Source organism: Pseudomonas sp. A014, from assembly GCF_052378495.1.
Taxonomy (GTDB): Bacteria; Pseudomonadota; Gammaproteobacteria; order Pseudomonadales; family Pseudomonadaceae; genus Aquipseudomonas; species Aquipseudomonas machongensis.
This window is the reverse complement of sequence record NZ_CP199001.1, coordinates 469,392-486,484: the sequence shown is the minus strand read 5'-3', so window position 1 is coordinate 486,484 and position 17,093 is coordinate 469,392. Positions and strand designations below refer to the sequence as shown.

Here is a 17,093-nt window from a genome sequence, read left to right as displayed (position 1 = left end):
GAATCTACTGACTGTGCTTTCGAACCTTCCTGCCTCGACATGGGCGCGGCTCTACCGCGACAGCGAAGATGGAACGACAGGAGGGCAAACGGGGGCGGGCCGGACAGGACCGGCAGAAGAAAGAGTCAGGCGCGCCAACGCCAACGGGCGTGAGCCTTGATAACGCGCATCAGGAGTTTGCTGACGATCAACACGGGGTAGTTCTCGCTCATACGTCCCGGCACAGTAGCCTACCGCGACGACAGGCGCAATACGCCGCAAATACTGGGGAACGAACGGACTGCGTGCTTTTTTGCTAAGGTCTTCGGGCTTGTCTCCATAAAAACAATGAAAAGGAACTTCCACATGCGACAGCCACCTTTCCTGCGCACGGCCCTGTGCCTGCTCACCCTCGCCTGCAGCCAGGCCATGGCGGCGCCCTCGCCGTACTCTTCGCTGATCGTATTCGGCGACAGCCTGAGCGATGCGGGGCAGTTCCCTGACCTCACCGGTGGCACACCGGGCATGCGTTTCACCAATCGCGATGCGAACGGCAACTATGCCCCGGTGTCACCCATGATCCTTGGCGGGAAGCTGGGCTTTTCCGACACGGAACTGGGCCCATCCACCTCGCTGGTCAATCTTGTGCAAGGTCGCCCCGACGGCAACAACTGGGCCGTCGGCGGCTACACGACACAGCAGATCCTCGACTCGATCACCGACACCTCCGAGGCGGTGATTCCACCCGGGCGCCCTGGCGCAGGTCTCGTCCTGCGTGAGCGCCCCGGCTACCTGGCCAACGGCTTGCGAGCCGACCCGAATGCCCTCTACTACATCACCGGTGGCGGTAATGACTTCCTGCAGGGGCAGGTCAACAGCCCCGCCGATGCCGCCGCCGCTGGCGCCCGGCTGGCCGCCAGTGCCCAGGCCCTGCAGCAGGGCGGAGCGCGCTACATCATGGTGTGGCTGCTGCCCGACCTGGGGCAGACCCCGAATTTCAGCGGTACGCCGCAGCAGGGTCCGCTGTCGCAGCTTTCGGGCGTATTCAACCAGTCGCTACTGAACCAATTGCGCCAGATCGACGCTGAAATCATCCCGCTGAACATCCCCACCCTGCTCGGCGAAGCGCTGCGCAGCCCGGCGGAGTTCGGCCTGGCCGCCGACCAGAACCTGGTCGGTACCTGCTACAGCGGCGACAGCTGCGTGCAAAACCCGGTCTATGGCGCCAACGGCACCAACCCCGACCCAACCCGGCTGCTGTTCAACGACTCGGTACACCCAACCATTGCTGGCCAGCAACTGATCGCCGACTACGCCTACTCCATCCTCGCCGCCCCTTGGGAACTGACGCTGCTTCCGGAAATGGCCCACGCCAGCCTGCGCGCCCATCAGGATGAGCTGCGCAACCAGTGGCAGACACCTTGGCAGGCAGTTGGTCAGTGGCAAGCCTTCGTCGCCACTGGCGCCCAGGATCTGGACTTCGGCAGCCAGCGCAGTTCGGCAAGTGGCGATGGCCGCGGTTACAACCTGACCCTCGGCGGCAGCTACCGGCTCGATGATGCGTGGCGCGTCGGCCTGGCAGCCGGCGTCTACAGACAGAAACTGGAGGCAGGCCAACAGGACTCGGACTACAAGCTCGACAGCTACCTGGCCAGTGCCTTCGCCCAGTTCCGCGAGAACCGCTGGTGGGCCGATGCGACGCTGACTGCCGGGCAGCTGGACTACAGCGATCTCAAACGCAGCTTCGCCCTGGGTGCCAGCGAGCGTACCGAAAAAGGCGATACCGATGGCGAGGCCTGGGCCATCAGCGGGCGACTGGGCTACAACCTGGCCGCCGACGCGAGCAGCTGGCAATTGGCGCCGTTCATCAGCGCTGACTATGCGCGAGTCAAGGTCGATGGCTATGACGAGAAGAGCGGACGCTCCACGGCCCTGGCTTTCGACGACCAGGACCGCAAATCCCGCCGCCTGGGTGCAGGACTGCTGGGCAGTGTGCAAGTGCTGCCGAGCACGCGGTTGTTCGCTGAGGTCGCGCGCGAGCACGAGTTCGAGGATGACCGCCAGGACCTGACCATGCACCTGACCACCCTGCCGGGCAACGACTTCACCCTCGCCGGCTACACGCCGCACAGCAACCTGACCCGCGCGAGCCTGGGCCTCAGCCATGAACTGGTGCCGGGGGTGAACCTGCGGGGCAATTACAACTGGCGCAAGAGTGATGAGCTGCGTCAGCAGGGAGTCAGTCTGGCGGTGAGCCTGGACTTTTGAGGGTTAACCCGTCGCGGTGCCAGCCCGCTCCTACAGAAATTGCAGTGAACCTGTAGGAGCGGGCTGGCCCCGCGATGGGCTGCGCAGCAGCCCACTCACACCACCAAAAAAACGGCGCTCATCAGAGCGCCGTTTTTTCATCCATCAGCCGCGCGGCGTCTGCTCGGCCAGCGCCACGGCACGGAACATCGCCCGACGCTTGTTGATGGTCTCTTCCCACTCCAGTGCCGGTACCGAGTCGGCCACGATGCCGCCACCGGCCTGCACGTGCAGTTCGCCGTCCTTGATCACCGCAGTACGGATGGCAATGGCGGTGTCCATGTTGCCGTTCCAGGCAAAGTAACCCACTGCACCACCATAGACACCCCGCTTGACCGGCTCCAGCTCGTCGATGATCTCCATCGCCCGGATCTTCGGCGCGCCCGACAAGGTGCCGGCCGGCAGGATCGCACGCAGTGCGTCCATCGCCGTCAGCCCCTCGGCCAACTCGCCGGTGACGTTCGAGACGATATGCATGACGTTCGAATAACGCTCGATCACCATTTTCTCGGTCAGGCGCACGCTGCCCGTGGACGACACACGCCCCACATCGTTGCGCCCCAGGTCGATCAGCATCAGGTGCTCGGCGATTTCCTTGTCGTCCGACAGCAGGTCATCTTCCAGCGCACGGTCGGCCTCTTCGTTGGCGCCGCGCGGGCGGGTGCCGGCGATCGGACGTACGGTGACCAGATTATCCTCGACCCGCACCAGCACTTCCGGCGAGCTGCCGACCACATGGAAGTCGCCGAAGTTGAAGAAGTACATGTAGGGGGTCGGGTTGAAGCAGCGCAGCGCCCGGTACAGGTCGATGGGCGCAGCCTTGAAGTCGATGGACATGCGCTGCGACGGCACGACCTGCATGCAGTCGCCAGCGAGGATGTATTCCTTGATCCGCCCGACCGCATTCTCGTAGTCGTCCCGGGTGTAGCTGGAGCGGAATTCAGGCTCAGCGGCCATCGGCCCGCTGAGGTCCAGCCCCCGACGCGGGGTGATTGGCTGGCGCAGCTTGTCGAGCAAGCCATCCAGACGCGCCTTGCCTTGCTCGAACGCCTGCTCCTCAGACGGGTCGACCAGCACGATCGCGTGCATCTTGCCGGCCAGGTTGTCGAACACCACCACGGCGTCGGAGACCATCAGCAGGATGTCCGGCACCCCCAGCGGATCCGGGTTCGGGCAGGCGCCCAGGCGCTTCTCGACATAGCGCACGCAGTCATAGCCGAAATAGCCGACCAGGCCACCATTGAAACGCGGCAGTCCAGGAATGTCGGCGACCTTGTAGCGGTCCTTGAACGACTCGACGAATGCCAGTGGATCCTCGACCTCGTGGCTCTCTACCTCGACGCCATCGTGCAGGATGCTCACCCGGTAGCCGTGCACGCGCATCACCGTGCGCGAAGGCAGGCCGATCATCGAATAGCGCCCCCACTTCTCCCCGCCCTGCACGGACTCGAGCAGATAAGAGTTGGCCTGGTCGGCAAGCTTCAGGTAGATCGACAGCGGCGTATCGAAGTCGGCCAGGGTTTCACAGGCCAGGGGAATGCGGTTGTAGCCGGCAGCGGCCAGGCGCAGGAATTCTTCGCGGGTCATGGGTAGCCTCGTGGCAAGCAGCAATGGGTTCGGGCAAGCGGACGGGCCGGCAGGCGCCGGCGAGCGGGGGTCAGGCGCGCCAGCGCCAACGGGCCAGGGCCTTGATGACTTTCATCCAGAATTTGCCGGTAACACCCACAGTGGAGTCTCTGTCTTGGGAGGCTTGAAGGTCCGCCCACGTTATCCCAGTGTCGGTGACTAAGCAACCGGGCAACAGCAGGCGCAGATCGTCGAGTACCAGGCTCGGCGACTCCTCGTCGATCGGCCGACCGTGGTTGTAGCCGTAGGTCAGGCCGACGCTCTTGACCCCCGCCGCCCTGGCCGCCTGCACGTCACTGCGCGAATCGCCGACGAACAGCGACTGCTCGGGCGCGATGCCGGCCATCTTCATGACGAACAGCAACGCCGCCGGGTCGGGTTTCTTCTGTGGCAGGGTGTCGCCACCGATGATCCAGCGGAAATAGCGACCGATCTTCATCTGGTCCAGCAACGGCCCGACAAAGCGTTCGGGCTTGTTGGTGATCAGCGCCATCTCCACGCCCTGCTTGCGCAACCAGCGCAAGGTGTCGCGCACGCCTGGGTAGACCACGGTCAGCTCATGGCTTTCGCCATAAGCTTCCATGAACAGTGCCAGCGCACGCTCAGCCAGTTGCGCATCGACGGCATCGTGCTCGATGCCGCCGGCCAGGGCGCGGCGCACCAGCACCTCGGCACCGTTGCCCACCCACTGGCGCACGGCATCCAGCCCTGCGGCCGGGCGCCCCAGTTCGAGCAGCATGCGGTCCACGGCGGCGGCCAGGTCCGGTACCGAATCGATCAACGTACCGTCCAGATCGAACATCACCAGCCTGGGCAGCGTCCCGGGGAACAGCTGCTCGAAGCCACTCATGGGCGGGCCTGGGCCAGTTCGGCGCGCATCTTGGCGATCACTTCCTGGTAGTCCGGGGCGTTGAAGATCGCCGAGCCGGCAACGAAGGTGTCGGCGCCGGCAGCGGCGATTTCACGGATGTTGCCGACGTTGACGCCGCCATCGATCTCCAGGCGGATATCGCGCCCGCTGGCATCGATCAGCGCGCGGGCCTCGCGCAGCTTGTCGAGGGTGCCTGGGATGAACTTCTGCCCGCCGAAGCCGGGGTTGACGCTCATCAGCAGGACCATGTCGACCTTGTCCATCACGTATTTCAGTGCGTCCAGGCTGGTGGCCGGGTTGAATACCAGGCCGGCCTTGCAGCCGCCGTCCTTGATCAGTTGCAGTGAACGGTCGATGTGTTGCGACGCTTCCGGGTGGAAGGTGATGTAGGTAGCGCCGGCCTCGATGAAGTCGCCGATGATGCGGTCGACCGGGCTGACCATCAGGTGCACATCGATCGGCGCGGTCACGCCGTACTTGCGCAGTGCCGTGCAGACCATCGGACCGATGGTCAGGTTGGGCACGTAGTGGTTGTCCATGACATCGAAGTGGACGATGTCGGCCCCGGCGGCCAGAACCTTGTCGACGTCCTCGCCCAGGCGGGCGAAATCGGCGGAAAGAATGGAGGGGGCAATAGCGTAGGGCTGCATGGCGCACCTATGTGGTGGAAATCACGGTGGCGCGCATTGTAACTCAGGGAAGTGGACGGGGGCTGATTGGTATCAATTGGTGTCGAACGGTGCACGGAACCGGGGTTGTCTGTACCGGCCTCATCGCGGGGCAAGCCCGCCCCTACCAGTACAGCGCTGCCCTCATGAACGGCGGGGCAACTGTGGGAGCGGGCTTGCCCCGCGATGAGGCCGGTGCAGCCGCCGCAGGATCAGGCCGGCTGCTGGGTCCGCAATTTCTCGCTGCGCCCGCGCAACCACTCCAGGGTCAGCAGCAGGATTACCGAAAACGCAATCAGCAACGTGGCCGCCGCCGCAATGGTCGGGCTCAGGTTCTCGCGAATGCCACTGAACATCTGCCGCGGCAAGGTGGCCTGCTCGGGGCCAGCGAGGAACAGCGTCACCACCACCTCATCGAAGGACGTGGCGAAGGCGAACAGCGCTCCGGAAATCACGCCCGGCGCAATCAGCGGCAAGGTCACCCGACGGAAGGTCAGCAAGGGCGAGGCGCCGAGGCTGGCCGCGGCGCGCACCAGGTTGTAGTTGAACCCCTGCAGGGTCGCCGACACGGTGATGATCACGAACGGCACGCCCAGCACCGCGTGCACCAGGATCAACGAAATGAAGCTGTTACCCATCCCCAGCGGCGCGAAGAACAAGTAGCTGGCCACACCGATGATCACCACCGGCACCACCATTGGCGAAATCACCAGCGCCATCACCAGCGACTTGCCGGGGAAGTCGCCGCGGGTCAGGCCGATCGCGGCCAGGGTGCCGAACACCATGGCCAGTACCGTGGCCGCCGGAGCGACGATGATGCTGTTCTTCAGCGCGCGCATCCACTCGGCAGAGGCGAAGAAGTCCTGGTACCACTGCAGCGAAAAGCCCTGCAGCGGGTACACCAGGAAGCTGCCGCTGTTGAACGACAGCGGAATGATCACCAGCACCGGCAAGACCAGGAACAACAGGATCAGGCCGCAGAGAATGCGCAGGCTGTAGAACCAGACCCGCTCCACGGGCGACATGTAAGGGCTCAGCATGACAAGGCTCCTCAGCTCAGGCGCAGGCGGCTGGCACCGACCAGCCAGCTATAGATCAGGTACAGCAGCACGGTTGCCAGCAACAGCAACCCGCCCAGGGCCGTGGCCATGCCCCAGTTGATGCTGGTGTTGGTATAGAAGGCGACGAAGTAACTGACCATCTGGTCGTTCGGGCTGCCCAGCAGGGCCGGGGTGATGTAGTAGCCGATGGCAAGGATGAACACCAATAGGCAGCCGGCGCCGACACCGGCGTAAGTCTGCGGGAAGTACACCCGCCAGAAGCTGGCAAACGGATGACAGCCCAGCGAGATCGCCGCACGCATGTAGCTGGGCGAAATACCCTTCATCACGCTGTACAACGGCAGGATCATGAACGGCAGCAGGATGTGCACCATGGAGATGTAGACCCCGGTGCGGTTGAACACCAGCTCCAACGGCTGATCAATGATGCCAATGGCCATCAGCGCGCTGTTGATCAGGCCGCCAGACTGCAACAGCACGATCCACGCCGCCACCCGCACCAGGATCGAAGTCCAGAACGGCAACAACACCAGGATCATCAACAGGTTGCTCTGCCGGGTCGGCAGGTTGGCCAGCAGGTAGGCGAGCGGATAGGCCAGCACCAGGCAGATCACGGTGATCACCACCCCCATCCACAGGGTGCGGGCAAAAATGTCCAGATAAATGGCCTGGTCAGGGGTGGTCTTGGCCAGTTCGCCCAGATCATCGATGCGGTGATCCAGCGAGGCCAGCAGATAGAAAGGTGTCACCTCGCTGGTGTTACGGCGAATTGCCTGCCAGTAGGCCGGGTCGCCCCAGCGCTCATCAAGGGTTTGCAGGGCGTCTTTATAGGAAGCCGGTTCGGTCTTGAACGGCAGTGCACGTGCTGTCTTGGACAGCAGGCTGCGGTAGCCGGCCAGCTCCATGTTCAGGCGCTTGGAAAGCTCGCCCAGGGTCTGGTTCTTGCGCGATTCGGCCAGGTCCTCGCTGAGGGCCTTGTACACCGCCTCGTCGGGCAGGCTCTTGCCGTCCCACTGCGACACGGCTTCGACGGTGCGCGGCAGGCCTGCGACCACCTCGGGGTTTTCGACGCTCTTGTACAACAGTGCGGCGATCGGCACGAGGAACACCAGCAGCAGGAACAGCGCCAGCGGCGCGATCAACGCCTGGGCCTTCCAGCGGTTGACCCGTTCGGCGCGCTTGAGGCGCTGTTTGAGACTTGGACCTGCGCCTTCATTCAGGGGCACTGCAATGGCCATGGCGAACTCCGAAAAACACAGAAAACGAGGGAGCGCCGGTCAAACCCCGGCGCTCCTTTGAGGCGCGTTACTTCTTCGCAGCCCAGGCGTTGAAGCGTTGCTCCAACTGCTCGCTGTTGTCGGCCCAGAAGGCCACGTCGATCTGCACCTGGTTGGCGATGTTCTCAGGCGTGGTCGGCATGTCCTTCTTCACATCGTCCGACAGCAGTTCGATGGCCTTGGAGTTGGCCGGGCCGTAGGCGATGTTCTCGGAGTAGATCTTCTGCTGTGCCGGTTGCACGGTATAGGCGATGAACTTCTTCGCCTCTTCCACGTTCTTCGCACCCTTCGGAATGGCCCAGGCGTCGAAGTCGTAGATCCCGCCGTTCCACACCACCTTCAGGTTGCTGTCCTTCTGTACCGCAGCGATCCGGCCGTTGTAGGCCGAGCTCATGACCACGTCACCCGAGGCCAGGTACTGCGGCGGCTGGGCGCCGGCTTCCCACCACTGGATGTTCGGCTTGAGCTCGTCGAGCTTCTTGAAGGCTCGGTCTACACCGGCTTTGGTCTGCAGCACCGAGTACACATCCTTGGGCGCTACGCCGTCGGCCATCAGGGCGAATTCCAAGGTGTACTTGGCACCCTTGCGCAGGCCGCGCTTGCCGGGGAATTTCTTGGTGTCCCAGAAATCGGCCCAACTGGTGGGCGCGGTCTGGAGCTTGTCAGCGTTGTAGGCCAGCACCGTGGACCACACGAAGAAGCCTACGCCGCAGCCCTGGATCGCACCGGGTACGTAGTCGGCCGCGTTGCCGAACGGCGCGGGGTCGAGTTCCTCGAACAGGCCTTCCTGGCAACCGCGCTCCAGCTCTGGCGACTCCACCTCGACCAGGTCCCACGACACGCTCTTGGTATCGACCATGGCTTTGACCTTGGCCATCTCGCCGTTGTACTCCCCGGCGACGATCTTGCCCTTGCCGGCCTTTTCCCACGGCTCGTAGAACGCCTTGACCTGGGCCGCCTTGTTGGCACCGCCGAACGACACCACGGTGAGGTCCGCGGCCAGGGCCTGCCCCGCGGTAAACAGCCCCAGGGCCAGGGCGGTCAGTTTCAACTGCTTGCGCATTATTATTCTCTCCACAGTACAGGGTTGGTGAAGCAATCGATCAGTGGGCTTCGGCAATCGGGTCGAGCGCACGGGCGTGCTCCACCTGCCAGCCAAGCGGTACCACATCGCCCACGGCCAGGGCCGGGTCGAGCTCGGCGATTGGCTGCTTCACGAAGAAGTCGGCCTTGCCGCAGACTTCCAGGCGCACCCGCACGTGGTCGCCCAGGTAGATGAACTCGGCCACGCGGCCGGAGAAACGGTTGACGCAGTGCTCGCTGTGGCCGTTGAGCCGCACGCGCTCCGGGCGGATCGACAGGGTCACCGGCTCGCCGGCCTGGCCGACGTTCACTGCCAGCGCCTCGACCTTCTCGCCACGTGCCAGTTGCACCTGGCAGCGCTCGCCGTTGCGCGCCAGCAGAGTGCCGTTGATGCGGTTGTTCTCGCCGATGAAGTTGGCGACGAAAGTGTTGGCGGGCTCTTCGTAGAGGGTGCGCGGGTCGGCGATCTGCTGGATCTCGCCCTGGTGGAACACCGCCACGCGGTCGGACATGGTCAGCGCCTCGCCCTGGTCGTGGGTGACATAGACCACGGTCACGCCCAGGCGCTGGTGGATATGCTTGATCTCCATCTGCATGTGTTCGCGCAACTGCTTGTCGAGCGCCCCGAGCGGCTCGTCCATCAACACCAGTTGCGGCTCGAACACCAGCGCTCGCGCCAGCGCCACACGCTGCTGCTGACCGCCGGAAAGCTGACCGGGGTAGCGCTTGGCGAAGCTGTCGAGCTGGACCATGTTGAGCACACGCTTGACCCGCTCGCTGATGTCGGTCTTGCTCAGGTTGCGCACACTCAGGGGGAAAGCCAGGTTCTCGGCCACGGTCATGTGCGGGAACAGCGCATAGTTCTGGAACACCATGCCGATGTCGCGCTTGTGCGGTGGCACGTTGTTGATCGAGCGCCCGGCCAGCTGGATCTCACCGGCGGTGGGGGTCTCGAAACCGGCCAGCATCATCAGGCTGGTGGTCTTGCCCGAACCGGAAGGGCCGAGCAGGGTGAGGAACTCGCCCTTGCGGATGTCGAGGTTGAGGTCCTTGACGATCAGCGATTCGCCGTCGTAGCTCTTCTGCACACCACGGAAGCTGACCAGCGTCTCGTTCGAATTCGCCTCGCTCATGCCCTGCACCTTCTTGTTGGAATGACTGCGTAGGCAAAAGACTAGAAGAACGGCAAAGCCCCGGAAATCGGGGGTGCTGAGAGAATGCCATCATCCAGATGGAAGATTGCGTGTAGGGATTTCCCTACACGAATGACGGAATTGGAATGCTCTCGCTCGCCCGCTCCCCCAACCTGTGGGAGCGGGTTTACCCGCGAATGCGTCGGCCCAGGCGCCGCGACCAGCAGGCTCGGCCTCTTCGCGGGTAAACCCCCTCCCACAGGTCAGGCTGTGTGTAGCATGCCGCAGCTGTCGCAACCAGAACGGTCACACCAGCTTGTGCTCCATGGCGTACTTCACCAGTTCGGCCAGCGAATTGACCTTGAGCTTCTGCATCAACCGCGCCTTGTGGGTGCTGATGGTCTTGCTCGACAGCGCCAGCTGCTGGGCGATGTCGTTGACGTTGGCACCCTGGGCCAGGCGTTCGAACACCGAGAACTCCCGCTCCGACAGCAGTGTGTGCAGCGGCCGGGTCTCGGTCAGGCCCACCTCGAAGACCATGCGGTCGGCCAGCACCGGGTCGATGTAGCGACCACCACCGGCGACGCGGCGGATCGCGGTCAGCAGCAGCGCCGGGTCGCTATCCTTGGTCGCATAGCCAGCCGCCCCCGCCTTGAGCGCGCGTGCTGCCATCTGTGCTTCATCGTGCATCGACAGCACCAGGATGGCTGGCGGACTGTTCAGCGCGCGGATCCGCGGAATCGCCTCCAGGCCGTTGACGCCCGGCATCGAGATATCCAGCAGCACCACCTCGCAGGGGGTATGGCGCAGCGTTTCGAGCAACTGCTCGCCATTGCCGGCCTCGCCCGCTACCAGCATGTCCTTGGCCAGGCCGATCAATTGCTTGATGCCCTCGCGGACGATGGTGTGGTCTTCAGCCACCAACACTCGAATCAAGGTGTTTCTCCTAATAAAGAGGGATGGCCACGCTCAGGCTGGTGCCCTCGCCCGGCTCGCTTTCCAGGATCACGCTGCCGCCCAGCATCAGCACCCGCTCACGCACGCCGACCAGGCCGAACGAGGTGGGCCGTGACTGAGCGGGGCTGAAGCCGGCACCGTCGTCGATCACCGTCATGCGTAGCCAGTCATTTTCATGCTTGAGCTCGATTTGCACCGTGTGCGCCCTGGCATGGCGCATGACATTGGTCAGCGCCTCCTGCAGGATGCGGAACAGTCCAGTGGCCTTGGCATCGCTCAATGCTGGCAGATTATCCGGCACCTGCACCAGGCAGGGAATCTGCGTGCGCGCCTCGAAGCGCCGGGCCTGCCATTCGATGGCCGAGGCGATCCCGGCATCGAGGATCGGCGGACGCAACGCCGTGGCCACATCGCGCACCAGCTGGAACAACTGGGCGATCAGGCGCTTCATGCTGGTAAGCCGCTCGTTGAGCCCCGGGTCGAGCTCGGCGAAAGCCAGCTCGCACATCGAAACTTCCAACTTGAGCACAGTGAGCATCTGCCCGAGCTCATCGTGCACTTCACGGGCGATCCGCGCCTTCTCCTCCTCACGCACACTCTCCAGGTGCGCCGACAACTCACGCAGTTGCTCCTGGGAGCGCGCCAGTTCCAGCTCGACCCGTTTGCTCTGGGTGATATCCCAGACAATGCCGTCCCACACCACCCGGCCATCGGCCTGACGCCGGGCGCTGGCCTTGATGTCGGCCCAGCGCTGCAGACCTTCGCGGGTGAGAATGCGGCCCTGCCAGGACCAGTCGCGGTCATTGGCCAGCGCCAGGTCCTGGACCCGGTGATAGTCGGCGCGGTCATCGGGGTGGACCAGATTGCGCAGCCCCATGTCCGCCTGCTGGATCTGGGCGGGGGCATAGCCGACCAGCGCCTCGCTGCCCTCACTGACATAGGGAAACTCCGGCTCGCCCTCGGCAGGATCACGCTCCAGGCGAAAGACCAGGCCCGGCACGTTGCCCGCGATACCCTTGAGCCGCGCCTCGCTCTCGCGCAGGGCCGCCAGGGCGCGGCGGCGCTCGGTGACATCGGTGATGAACACCACCAGGTATTCGGCATCACGAAAACGCAGAAAGCTCAGTGACAGCTCCACCGGCAGCAAGCTGCCATCGGCACGACGGCACAGGGTCTCGAACGCTTGTGCCCCACTGTCGCCCGTGCGCGCACGCTTCCACAACTCCAGCCAGCGGTCCATGTGCAGGCTCGGCTCGATATCGATCAGCGGTCGCTCGAGCAGTTCGCCCTCACCATGGCCGAGCATGCGCTCGGCAGCATGATTGGCGTAGCGCACGTGGCTGTCCCAATGCACCCAGAGGATGCCGACGGTGCTCTGGTCGATGGAAAACTGGCTCAGCCGCAGTGCCTCTTCACGTGCCTGGCGTTCGAGCAGGCTCTCGCGCACGCTCAGCAGGCTCCGCTCGAGTCGGCGCTGCTGGCGACGCTGCATCGCCAGGGTGGCCAGCGCGCAGAGCAGCAACAAGCCGAACAACAACGCAAGGTTCTGCCAGAACCCCGCCGAGTCGCTCAGGCGCGGGTACTTCGGTTGCAACCAACGCTGGTGCAACTGCTCCAGTTCCTTGGCAGGCATCGCCTGCAGACCGCGCTCCAGCACGTCGGCCAGCAGCGGCCAATCGCGGCGCGAGCCGATACGCAGCAACTGCGGCAGGCCAATATCGCCCACGACCACCAGGTCGCCGAATTCGCTCTCGCGCGAGAGGCGACTGAGCTGCGCCTCGTCGAGCACGGCGTAGCTGGCTTGCGCACCCAGCACCAACTGCAGCGCCTCGCGCTCATTGGGCACGCCCTGCAGGTTGAGATTGGCGAAGTTGCCACGCAGATAATCGGCCAGGCTGCCAGGCATGCGCACGGCCACCCGGTCGCTGGCGCCAAGCTGCTCCAAGTCGACCGCCAGCGCACCACTGCGCAGGCCGACCAGCAATTGCGGCACACGCATGTAGGGGTCGCTGAACAGCCACAGGCGCAGGCTTGCCGGGGTTTGAGCGAGGCCTGGGGCAAAATCGATCTCGCCAGCCTGCAACGCATGCTCCAAGGCAGTCTGGTCTGGGAAGTTTCGCCAGGTCAGGTCCAGATTCAGAGCCCGCCCCAGCCAGCTCACCAGCTCGACGTTGGCCCCGTACAACTGCTGCAGGCGCCGGTCGAACTGAGCATAGGGTGCTTGCAGCACCAGGCCCACGCGCAGGCTGCGATGGCTGTCGAGCCATTGCTGCTGCGCAGGCTCGAGCACCACCGACGGGGGTGCCGGGGCTTTGGCAAGGGCGATCAAGGGCAGGCACAACCAGCCGATAACCAACAGGCAACGCATTCGCTTCATCGATACGCTCGTCTTGGCAATGACGGCCATCTGCGTGGCCGTCGCGGGCAAATACTATTAGGCTGCCGGTATCATTCTGGCCTTGGGTTGATCCATGTTCATACTTTATCGCACGACGCTGGCCATGTTCTGCCTGGCCTCGGCCCTACCGCTCGCGGCCCATGCCGCCGACCCCGACAAACCTGCCGCGCCGGCCGAAACCACTGCCGTGCGCGCGCCCCTGGCCGAACGCAGCCAGGAAGACGCCCAGGCCCTGGAACGACTGGTGCCCAAGGCCGAGCAGAAGACCCTGCAGGCCGACGGCGAAAACTTTCTGGCGCTGTGGAAACCGGCAAACGACAGCGCCCCGAAAGGCGCCGTGATCATCGTGCCCGGTGCCGGCGAAACCGCCGACTGGCCCAATGCTGTCGGCCCGCTGCGCAACAAGTTCCCCGATGTCGGCTGGCACAGCCTGAGCCTCAGCCTGCCGGATCTGCTGGCCGACAGCCCGCAGGCACGCGCCACCGACACACCCGCCGCCCAGCCCGACAAGGTAGAAGGCAAGGGCACCAGTGCCCCGGCCAAGGATACGCCGGACGACGCCAACGCCAATGTCGCCCAGGCCACGGCGGCCGATGCCGATACCGCGCAGGGCACCGACGCCGTGCAGGCCGACGAGCAGAACGACTCGGCCGACGCCACCCGCATCTTCGCCCGCCTCGACGCTGCCGTGGCCTTCGCCCAGCAGCAGAATGCCCACAGCATCGTCTTGATCGGCCATGGCAGCGGGGCGTACTGGGCGGCGCGCTATGTGAGCGAGAAACAGCCACCACAGGTGCAGAAGCTGGCACTGATCTCGGCGCAGACACCGGCACGGGTCGAGCACGACCTGGAAAGCCTGGTACCGACGCTCAAGGTGCCCACCGCCGACATCTACGTCATGACCCGCACCCGTGACCAGAACGCCGCCAAGCTGCGCCTGCAAGCCAGCAAGCGCGAGAAGGACAGCCAGTATCGGCAGCTGTCGCTGATTGCCATGCCGGGTGCCAAGGCAGCGGAGCAAGAGCAGCTGTTCCGTCGGGTGCGGGGATGGTTGATGCCGCAGGAGGCGCAGTAAGGGGCTGGGTGCGTTGCCCCCTGTGGCAGCAGCGGCTCGCCGCTGCGACCTGCCCGCGACGAATTCACCACCGCACCCTGCCCCTCAAATCCCCCGCCGCTTGCGAATCAGGGCATAAGCCTGATGCAACTCACGCGTGCGCTCGGTCGCTTCACGCACCCGGGCCTCGCTCGCACCACTACCGACCAGCTTGTCCGGGTGATGCCGGCTGACCAGTCGGCGATAGGCCTGCTTGATCCGATCGCTGTCGGTATCGGCCTCGACGCCCAGCAGCCGCAGCGCCGCAGCATAGGTCATCACCCCGCCCTCGACCGCAGAACGGCTCGGCTCGTACTCCTGGGACAAGGCCTGCACCTGGTTACGGCTCATGCCCAATTGCTGGCCCCAGTCCAGCAACAGCTCACGCTCGTGCCGCCCCGCCTTGCCATCGGCCCAGACCATGCGCCAGCACGCCCGCAGCGTACCTTCGGCGCCGTGGGGCTGCTGGCCGATACGGCGCAGGTACTGCCCCAGGCGGTCCTTGCCCGACTTGCCGCGGTTGAATGCCGCGATCGCCCGCAAGCGGGCGGGCTCTGCAAGGTCCAGGCGGGTCATTTCCTGACGTGCCTGATAGATATGCCCCTCTGCGACTCGCCCATCACTCTTGGCCAGACGCCCCAACAGCACGAACAGCAACTCTTCGTCGCGCAAGGCCGGACGCCCACCCAGGCGCTCGCGCACATCATCCCATCCCTGCAAGCGCAGACGCCGGTCCATGGCCTGTCCCAGCAAGGCGCCCAGCAAGGCGCCAGGAATGCTGGCCACGGCAAAACCGGCTCCGGCACCAATCACTGTGCTCGGCCACCACATGTCAGGCACGCTCGCCGATCAGGCGCTCGACCTCGGCCAGGCGCTCGAGAGTGCCGACGTCAATCCACTGCCCAGGATAATGCTCACCTGTCACCTGCCCGGCCGCCATTGCCTGGCGCAGCAGCGGCGCGAGCTTGAAGGCGCCGGGCTGGCAGCCTTCGAACAGCTTCGGGTCGAGCACCGACAGGCCACTGAACGTCAGGGTGCCGGGAGCGTCGTCGCCATCGACGACGTGCGTGCCGTCGAGACGGAAGTCGCCACGCCCGTGATGCCCTGGATTGTCCACCAGCACCAGGTGCGCAAGGCCCTGAAGCGGTTGGCACAGGCGCTTGAAGTCGTAATCGGTCCAGACGTCACCGTTGACCAGCAGGAACGGTGCATCCCCCAGCAGCGGCAGCGCCTTGAAGATACCGCCGCCGGTCTCCAGCGGTTCGCCCTCGGGCGAATAGCTGATGCTCAGACCGAAGCGGCTGCCATCGCCCAGGTGATCCTCGATCTGCTGCCCGAGCCAGGCATGGTTGATCACCACATCGCTCACCCCCGCCCTGGCCAAGGCCTCGAGGTGGTACTCGATCAGCGGCTTGCCCGCCGCAGGCACCAGGGGCTTGGGGGTGTGCAAGGTCAGCGGGCGCATGCGCTCGCCCTTGCCTGCCGCCAGGATCATCGCTTTCATGGGTGCGCCCCGGTCTTGAGTTCGCCGATCAGTTGACCGAGCTCGGCCAGCTCAGGGCGACGGGCGATCACTTCATCTATATAGGCAAAGAAACGCGGCACGTCGGTGAGGTAGCGCGGTTTGCCATCGCGGTGACAGATGCGGGCGAAGATGCCGATCACCTTGAGATGGCGCTGTACGCCCATCAGGTCGCTGGCACGCTGGAACTCCTCGAACTCAGGCTGTACCGGAATCCCTGCGGCCTGCGCCTTGTCCCAGTAGCTACGCAACCAGCCATCGACACGTGCTTGCGGCCAACTGAGGAAGGCATCCTTGAACAGGCAAGTGATGTCGTAGGTCACCGGGCCATAGACGGCGTCCTGGAAGTCCAGCACGCCCGGGTTGGGGGCGCTGTGCATGAGGTTGCGCGGCATGTAGTCGCGGTGCACCAGGACCTTGGGCTGGGCCAGGGCGCTGTCGATCAGTTGCTGGCTGATGCGCTGCCAGCTGGCTTGCTGCGCTTCGGTGAAGGTCAGTTTAAGTTCACGCCCGACATACCACTCGGGAAACAGCTCAAGCTCACGGCGCAGCAAGGCGGCGTCGTAGCTCGGCAGCGGCCCTTGCATCGGCAGTTGTTGCTGGGCCAGCAGCGCGTCGATGGCATCGGCGAACAGCGCATCGGCATTGTCGTCGCCGATGATTTCCAGATATGTCTTGCGCCCCAGGTCGCTCAACAGCAGGAAGCCGCGCTCCAGGTCCTGGGCATGGATCACCGGCACGTTGATACCCGCGCTGGCCAGCAAGTGGTCGATGGCGACGAAAGGTGCGCAATTTTCCTGCGGAGGTGGCGCATCCATGATCACGAAACTGTGTCCGCCGCCCTCCCAGCGGAAGTAGCGGCGAAAGCTCGCGTCGCTGCTGGCGGCGGTCAGGCTGCCCGCAGGCACCTCGCCCCAGGCGTTTTCGCGGAAAAGATTCTGAAGCTGTTGTTCGAGCCACACAGTCAGCTGTTGCAGGCGTACATCATGATCAGGCATTACAAGGGTCTCCGACGGCCCCTAGCCGTCAAGCGGGTCATGCTTTATTATCCAGCATCTTTTTCAGACCATCGAGAGGCGTGCGGCCCCACACGCGGGCAGATGGCACGCAGGAAGCCC

Annotated in this window: 14 protein-coding genes; 2 read left to right on the top strand and 12 right to left on the bottom strand. The window is 64.5% G+C overall.

Annotation, left to right across the window (positions count from 1 at the left end):
- Window positions 1–345: 345 nt before the first annotated feature.
- A complete protein-coding gene (estP, locus tag ACTYOL_RS02250; RefSeq protein WP_200602841.1) occupies window positions 346–2,247 on the top strand; it encodes an esterase EstP in 1,902 nt (633 codons plus the stop codon).
- Between the two features lie 144 nt (window positions 2,248–2,391).
- On the opposite strand, the gene trpE is transcribed toward estP, so the two are convergent.
- From trpE to ACTYOL_RS02205, 9 genes are all read right to left on the bottom strand, one after another.
- Complete coding sequence (gene trpE, locus ACTYOL_RS02245; protein ID WP_063542442.1) at window positions 2,392–3,873, bottom strand: anthranilate synthase component I; 1,482 nt, start codon at window positions 3,871–3,873, stop codon at window positions 2,392–2,394.
- 70 nt (window positions 3,874–3,943) lie between these two features.
- A complete protein-coding gene (locus tag ACTYOL_RS02240; RefSeq protein WP_063542440.1) occupies window positions 3,944–4,762 on the bottom strand; it encodes a phosphoglycolate phosphatase in 819 nt (272 codons plus the stop codon).
- Window positions 4,759–5,433 carry a ribulose-phosphate 3-epimerase gene (gene rpe, locus ACTYOL_RS02235; RefSeq protein ID WP_054892234.1) on the bottom strand — a complete coding sequence of 225 codons (675 nt, stop codon included), beginning with the start codon at window positions 5,431–5,433 and terminating at the stop codon, window positions 4,759–4,761. Before rpe ends, ACTYOL_RS02240 begins: the two co-directional genes overlap by 4 nt.
- A gap of 230 nt (window positions 5,434–5,663) precedes the next feature.
- The gene (locus tag ACTYOL_RS02230; protein ID WP_054892233.1) at window positions 5,664–6,491 is read right to left on the bottom strand and encodes an ABC transporter permease; all 828 of its coding nucleotides are present in this window, start codon (window positions 6,489–6,491) and stop codon (window positions 5,664–5,666) included.
- 11 nt (window positions 6,492–6,502) lie between these two features.
- Window positions 6,503–7,750 (bottom strand): ABC transporter permease, encoded by a 1,248-nt coding sequence (locus ACTYOL_RS02225; protein ID WP_444757486.1) that lies wholly within the window; start codon window positions 7,748–7,750, stop codon window positions 6,503–6,505.
- 67 nt (window positions 7,751–7,817) lie between these two features.
- Window positions 7,818–8,852, bottom strand: coding sequence for an ABC transporter substrate-binding protein (locus tag ACTYOL_RS02220; protein WP_054892231.1), 1,035 nt, complete (start codon window positions 8,850–8,852; stop codon window positions 7,818–7,820).
- Between the two features lie 40 nt (window positions 8,853–8,892).
- Window positions 8,893–10,005, bottom strand: coding sequence for an ABC transporter ATP-binding protein (locus tag ACTYOL_RS02215; RefSeq protein ID WP_065864570.1), 1,113 nt, complete (start codon window positions 10,003–10,005; stop codon window positions 8,893–8,895).
- Window positions 10,006–10,311: 306 nt separating this feature from the next.
- Complete coding sequence (locus ACTYOL_RS02210) at window positions 10,312–10,941, bottom strand: response regulator (protein WP_054892229.1); 630 nt, start codon at window positions 10,939–10,941, stop codon at window positions 10,312–10,314.
- A gap of 10 nt (window positions 10,942–10,951) precedes the next feature.
- Window positions 10,952–13,339 (bottom strand): PAS domain-containing sensor histidine kinase, encoded by a 2,388-nt coding sequence (locus tag ACTYOL_RS02205; protein WP_444757485.1) that lies wholly within the window; start codon window positions 13,337–13,339, stop codon window positions 10,952–10,954.
- A 94-nt stretch (window positions 13,340–13,433) separates the two neighbouring features.
- Here ACTYOL_RS02205 and ACTYOL_RS02200 point away from each other — a divergent pair, with 94 nt between their 5' ends.
- Window positions 13,434–14,435 carry an alpha/beta hydrolase family protein gene (locus ACTYOL_RS02200; protein WP_444757484.1) on the top strand — a complete coding sequence of 334 codons (1,002 nt, stop codon included), beginning with the start codon at window positions 13,434–13,436 and terminating at the stop codon, window positions 14,433–14,435.
- Window positions 14,436–14,519: 84 nt separating this feature from the next.
- Here the strand turns inward: ACTYOL_RS02200 and ACTYOL_RS02195 are convergent, their stop codons facing one another.
- Genes ACTYOL_RS02195 through ACTYOL_RS02185 form a run of 3 tightly spaced genes read right to left on the bottom strand, consistent with a single transcriptional unit; the run spans window position 14,520 to window position 16,973 of the window.
- On the bottom strand, window positions 14,520–15,284 hold the full coding sequence (locus ACTYOL_RS02195; protein WP_444758126.1) for a TerB family tellurite resistance protein: 765 nt from the start codon (window positions 15,282–15,284) through the stop codon (window positions 14,520–14,522).
- A gap of 1 nt (window position 15,285) precedes the next feature.
- On the bottom strand, window positions 15,286–15,957 hold the full coding sequence (gene murU / locus ACTYOL_RS02190; RefSeq protein WP_125930921.1) for an N-acetylmuramate alpha-1-phosphate uridylyltransferase MurU: 672 nt from the start codon (window positions 15,955–15,957) through the stop codon (window positions 15,286–15,288).
- Complete coding sequence (locus ACTYOL_RS02185) at window positions 15,954–16,973, bottom strand: aminoglycoside phosphotransferase family protein (RefSeq protein ID WP_444757483.1); 1,020 nt, start codon at window positions 16,971–16,973, stop codon at window positions 15,954–15,956. Before ACTYOL_RS02185 ends, murU begins: the two co-directional genes overlap by 4 nt.
- Between the last annotated feature and the right edge of the window lie 120 nt (window positions 16,974–17,093).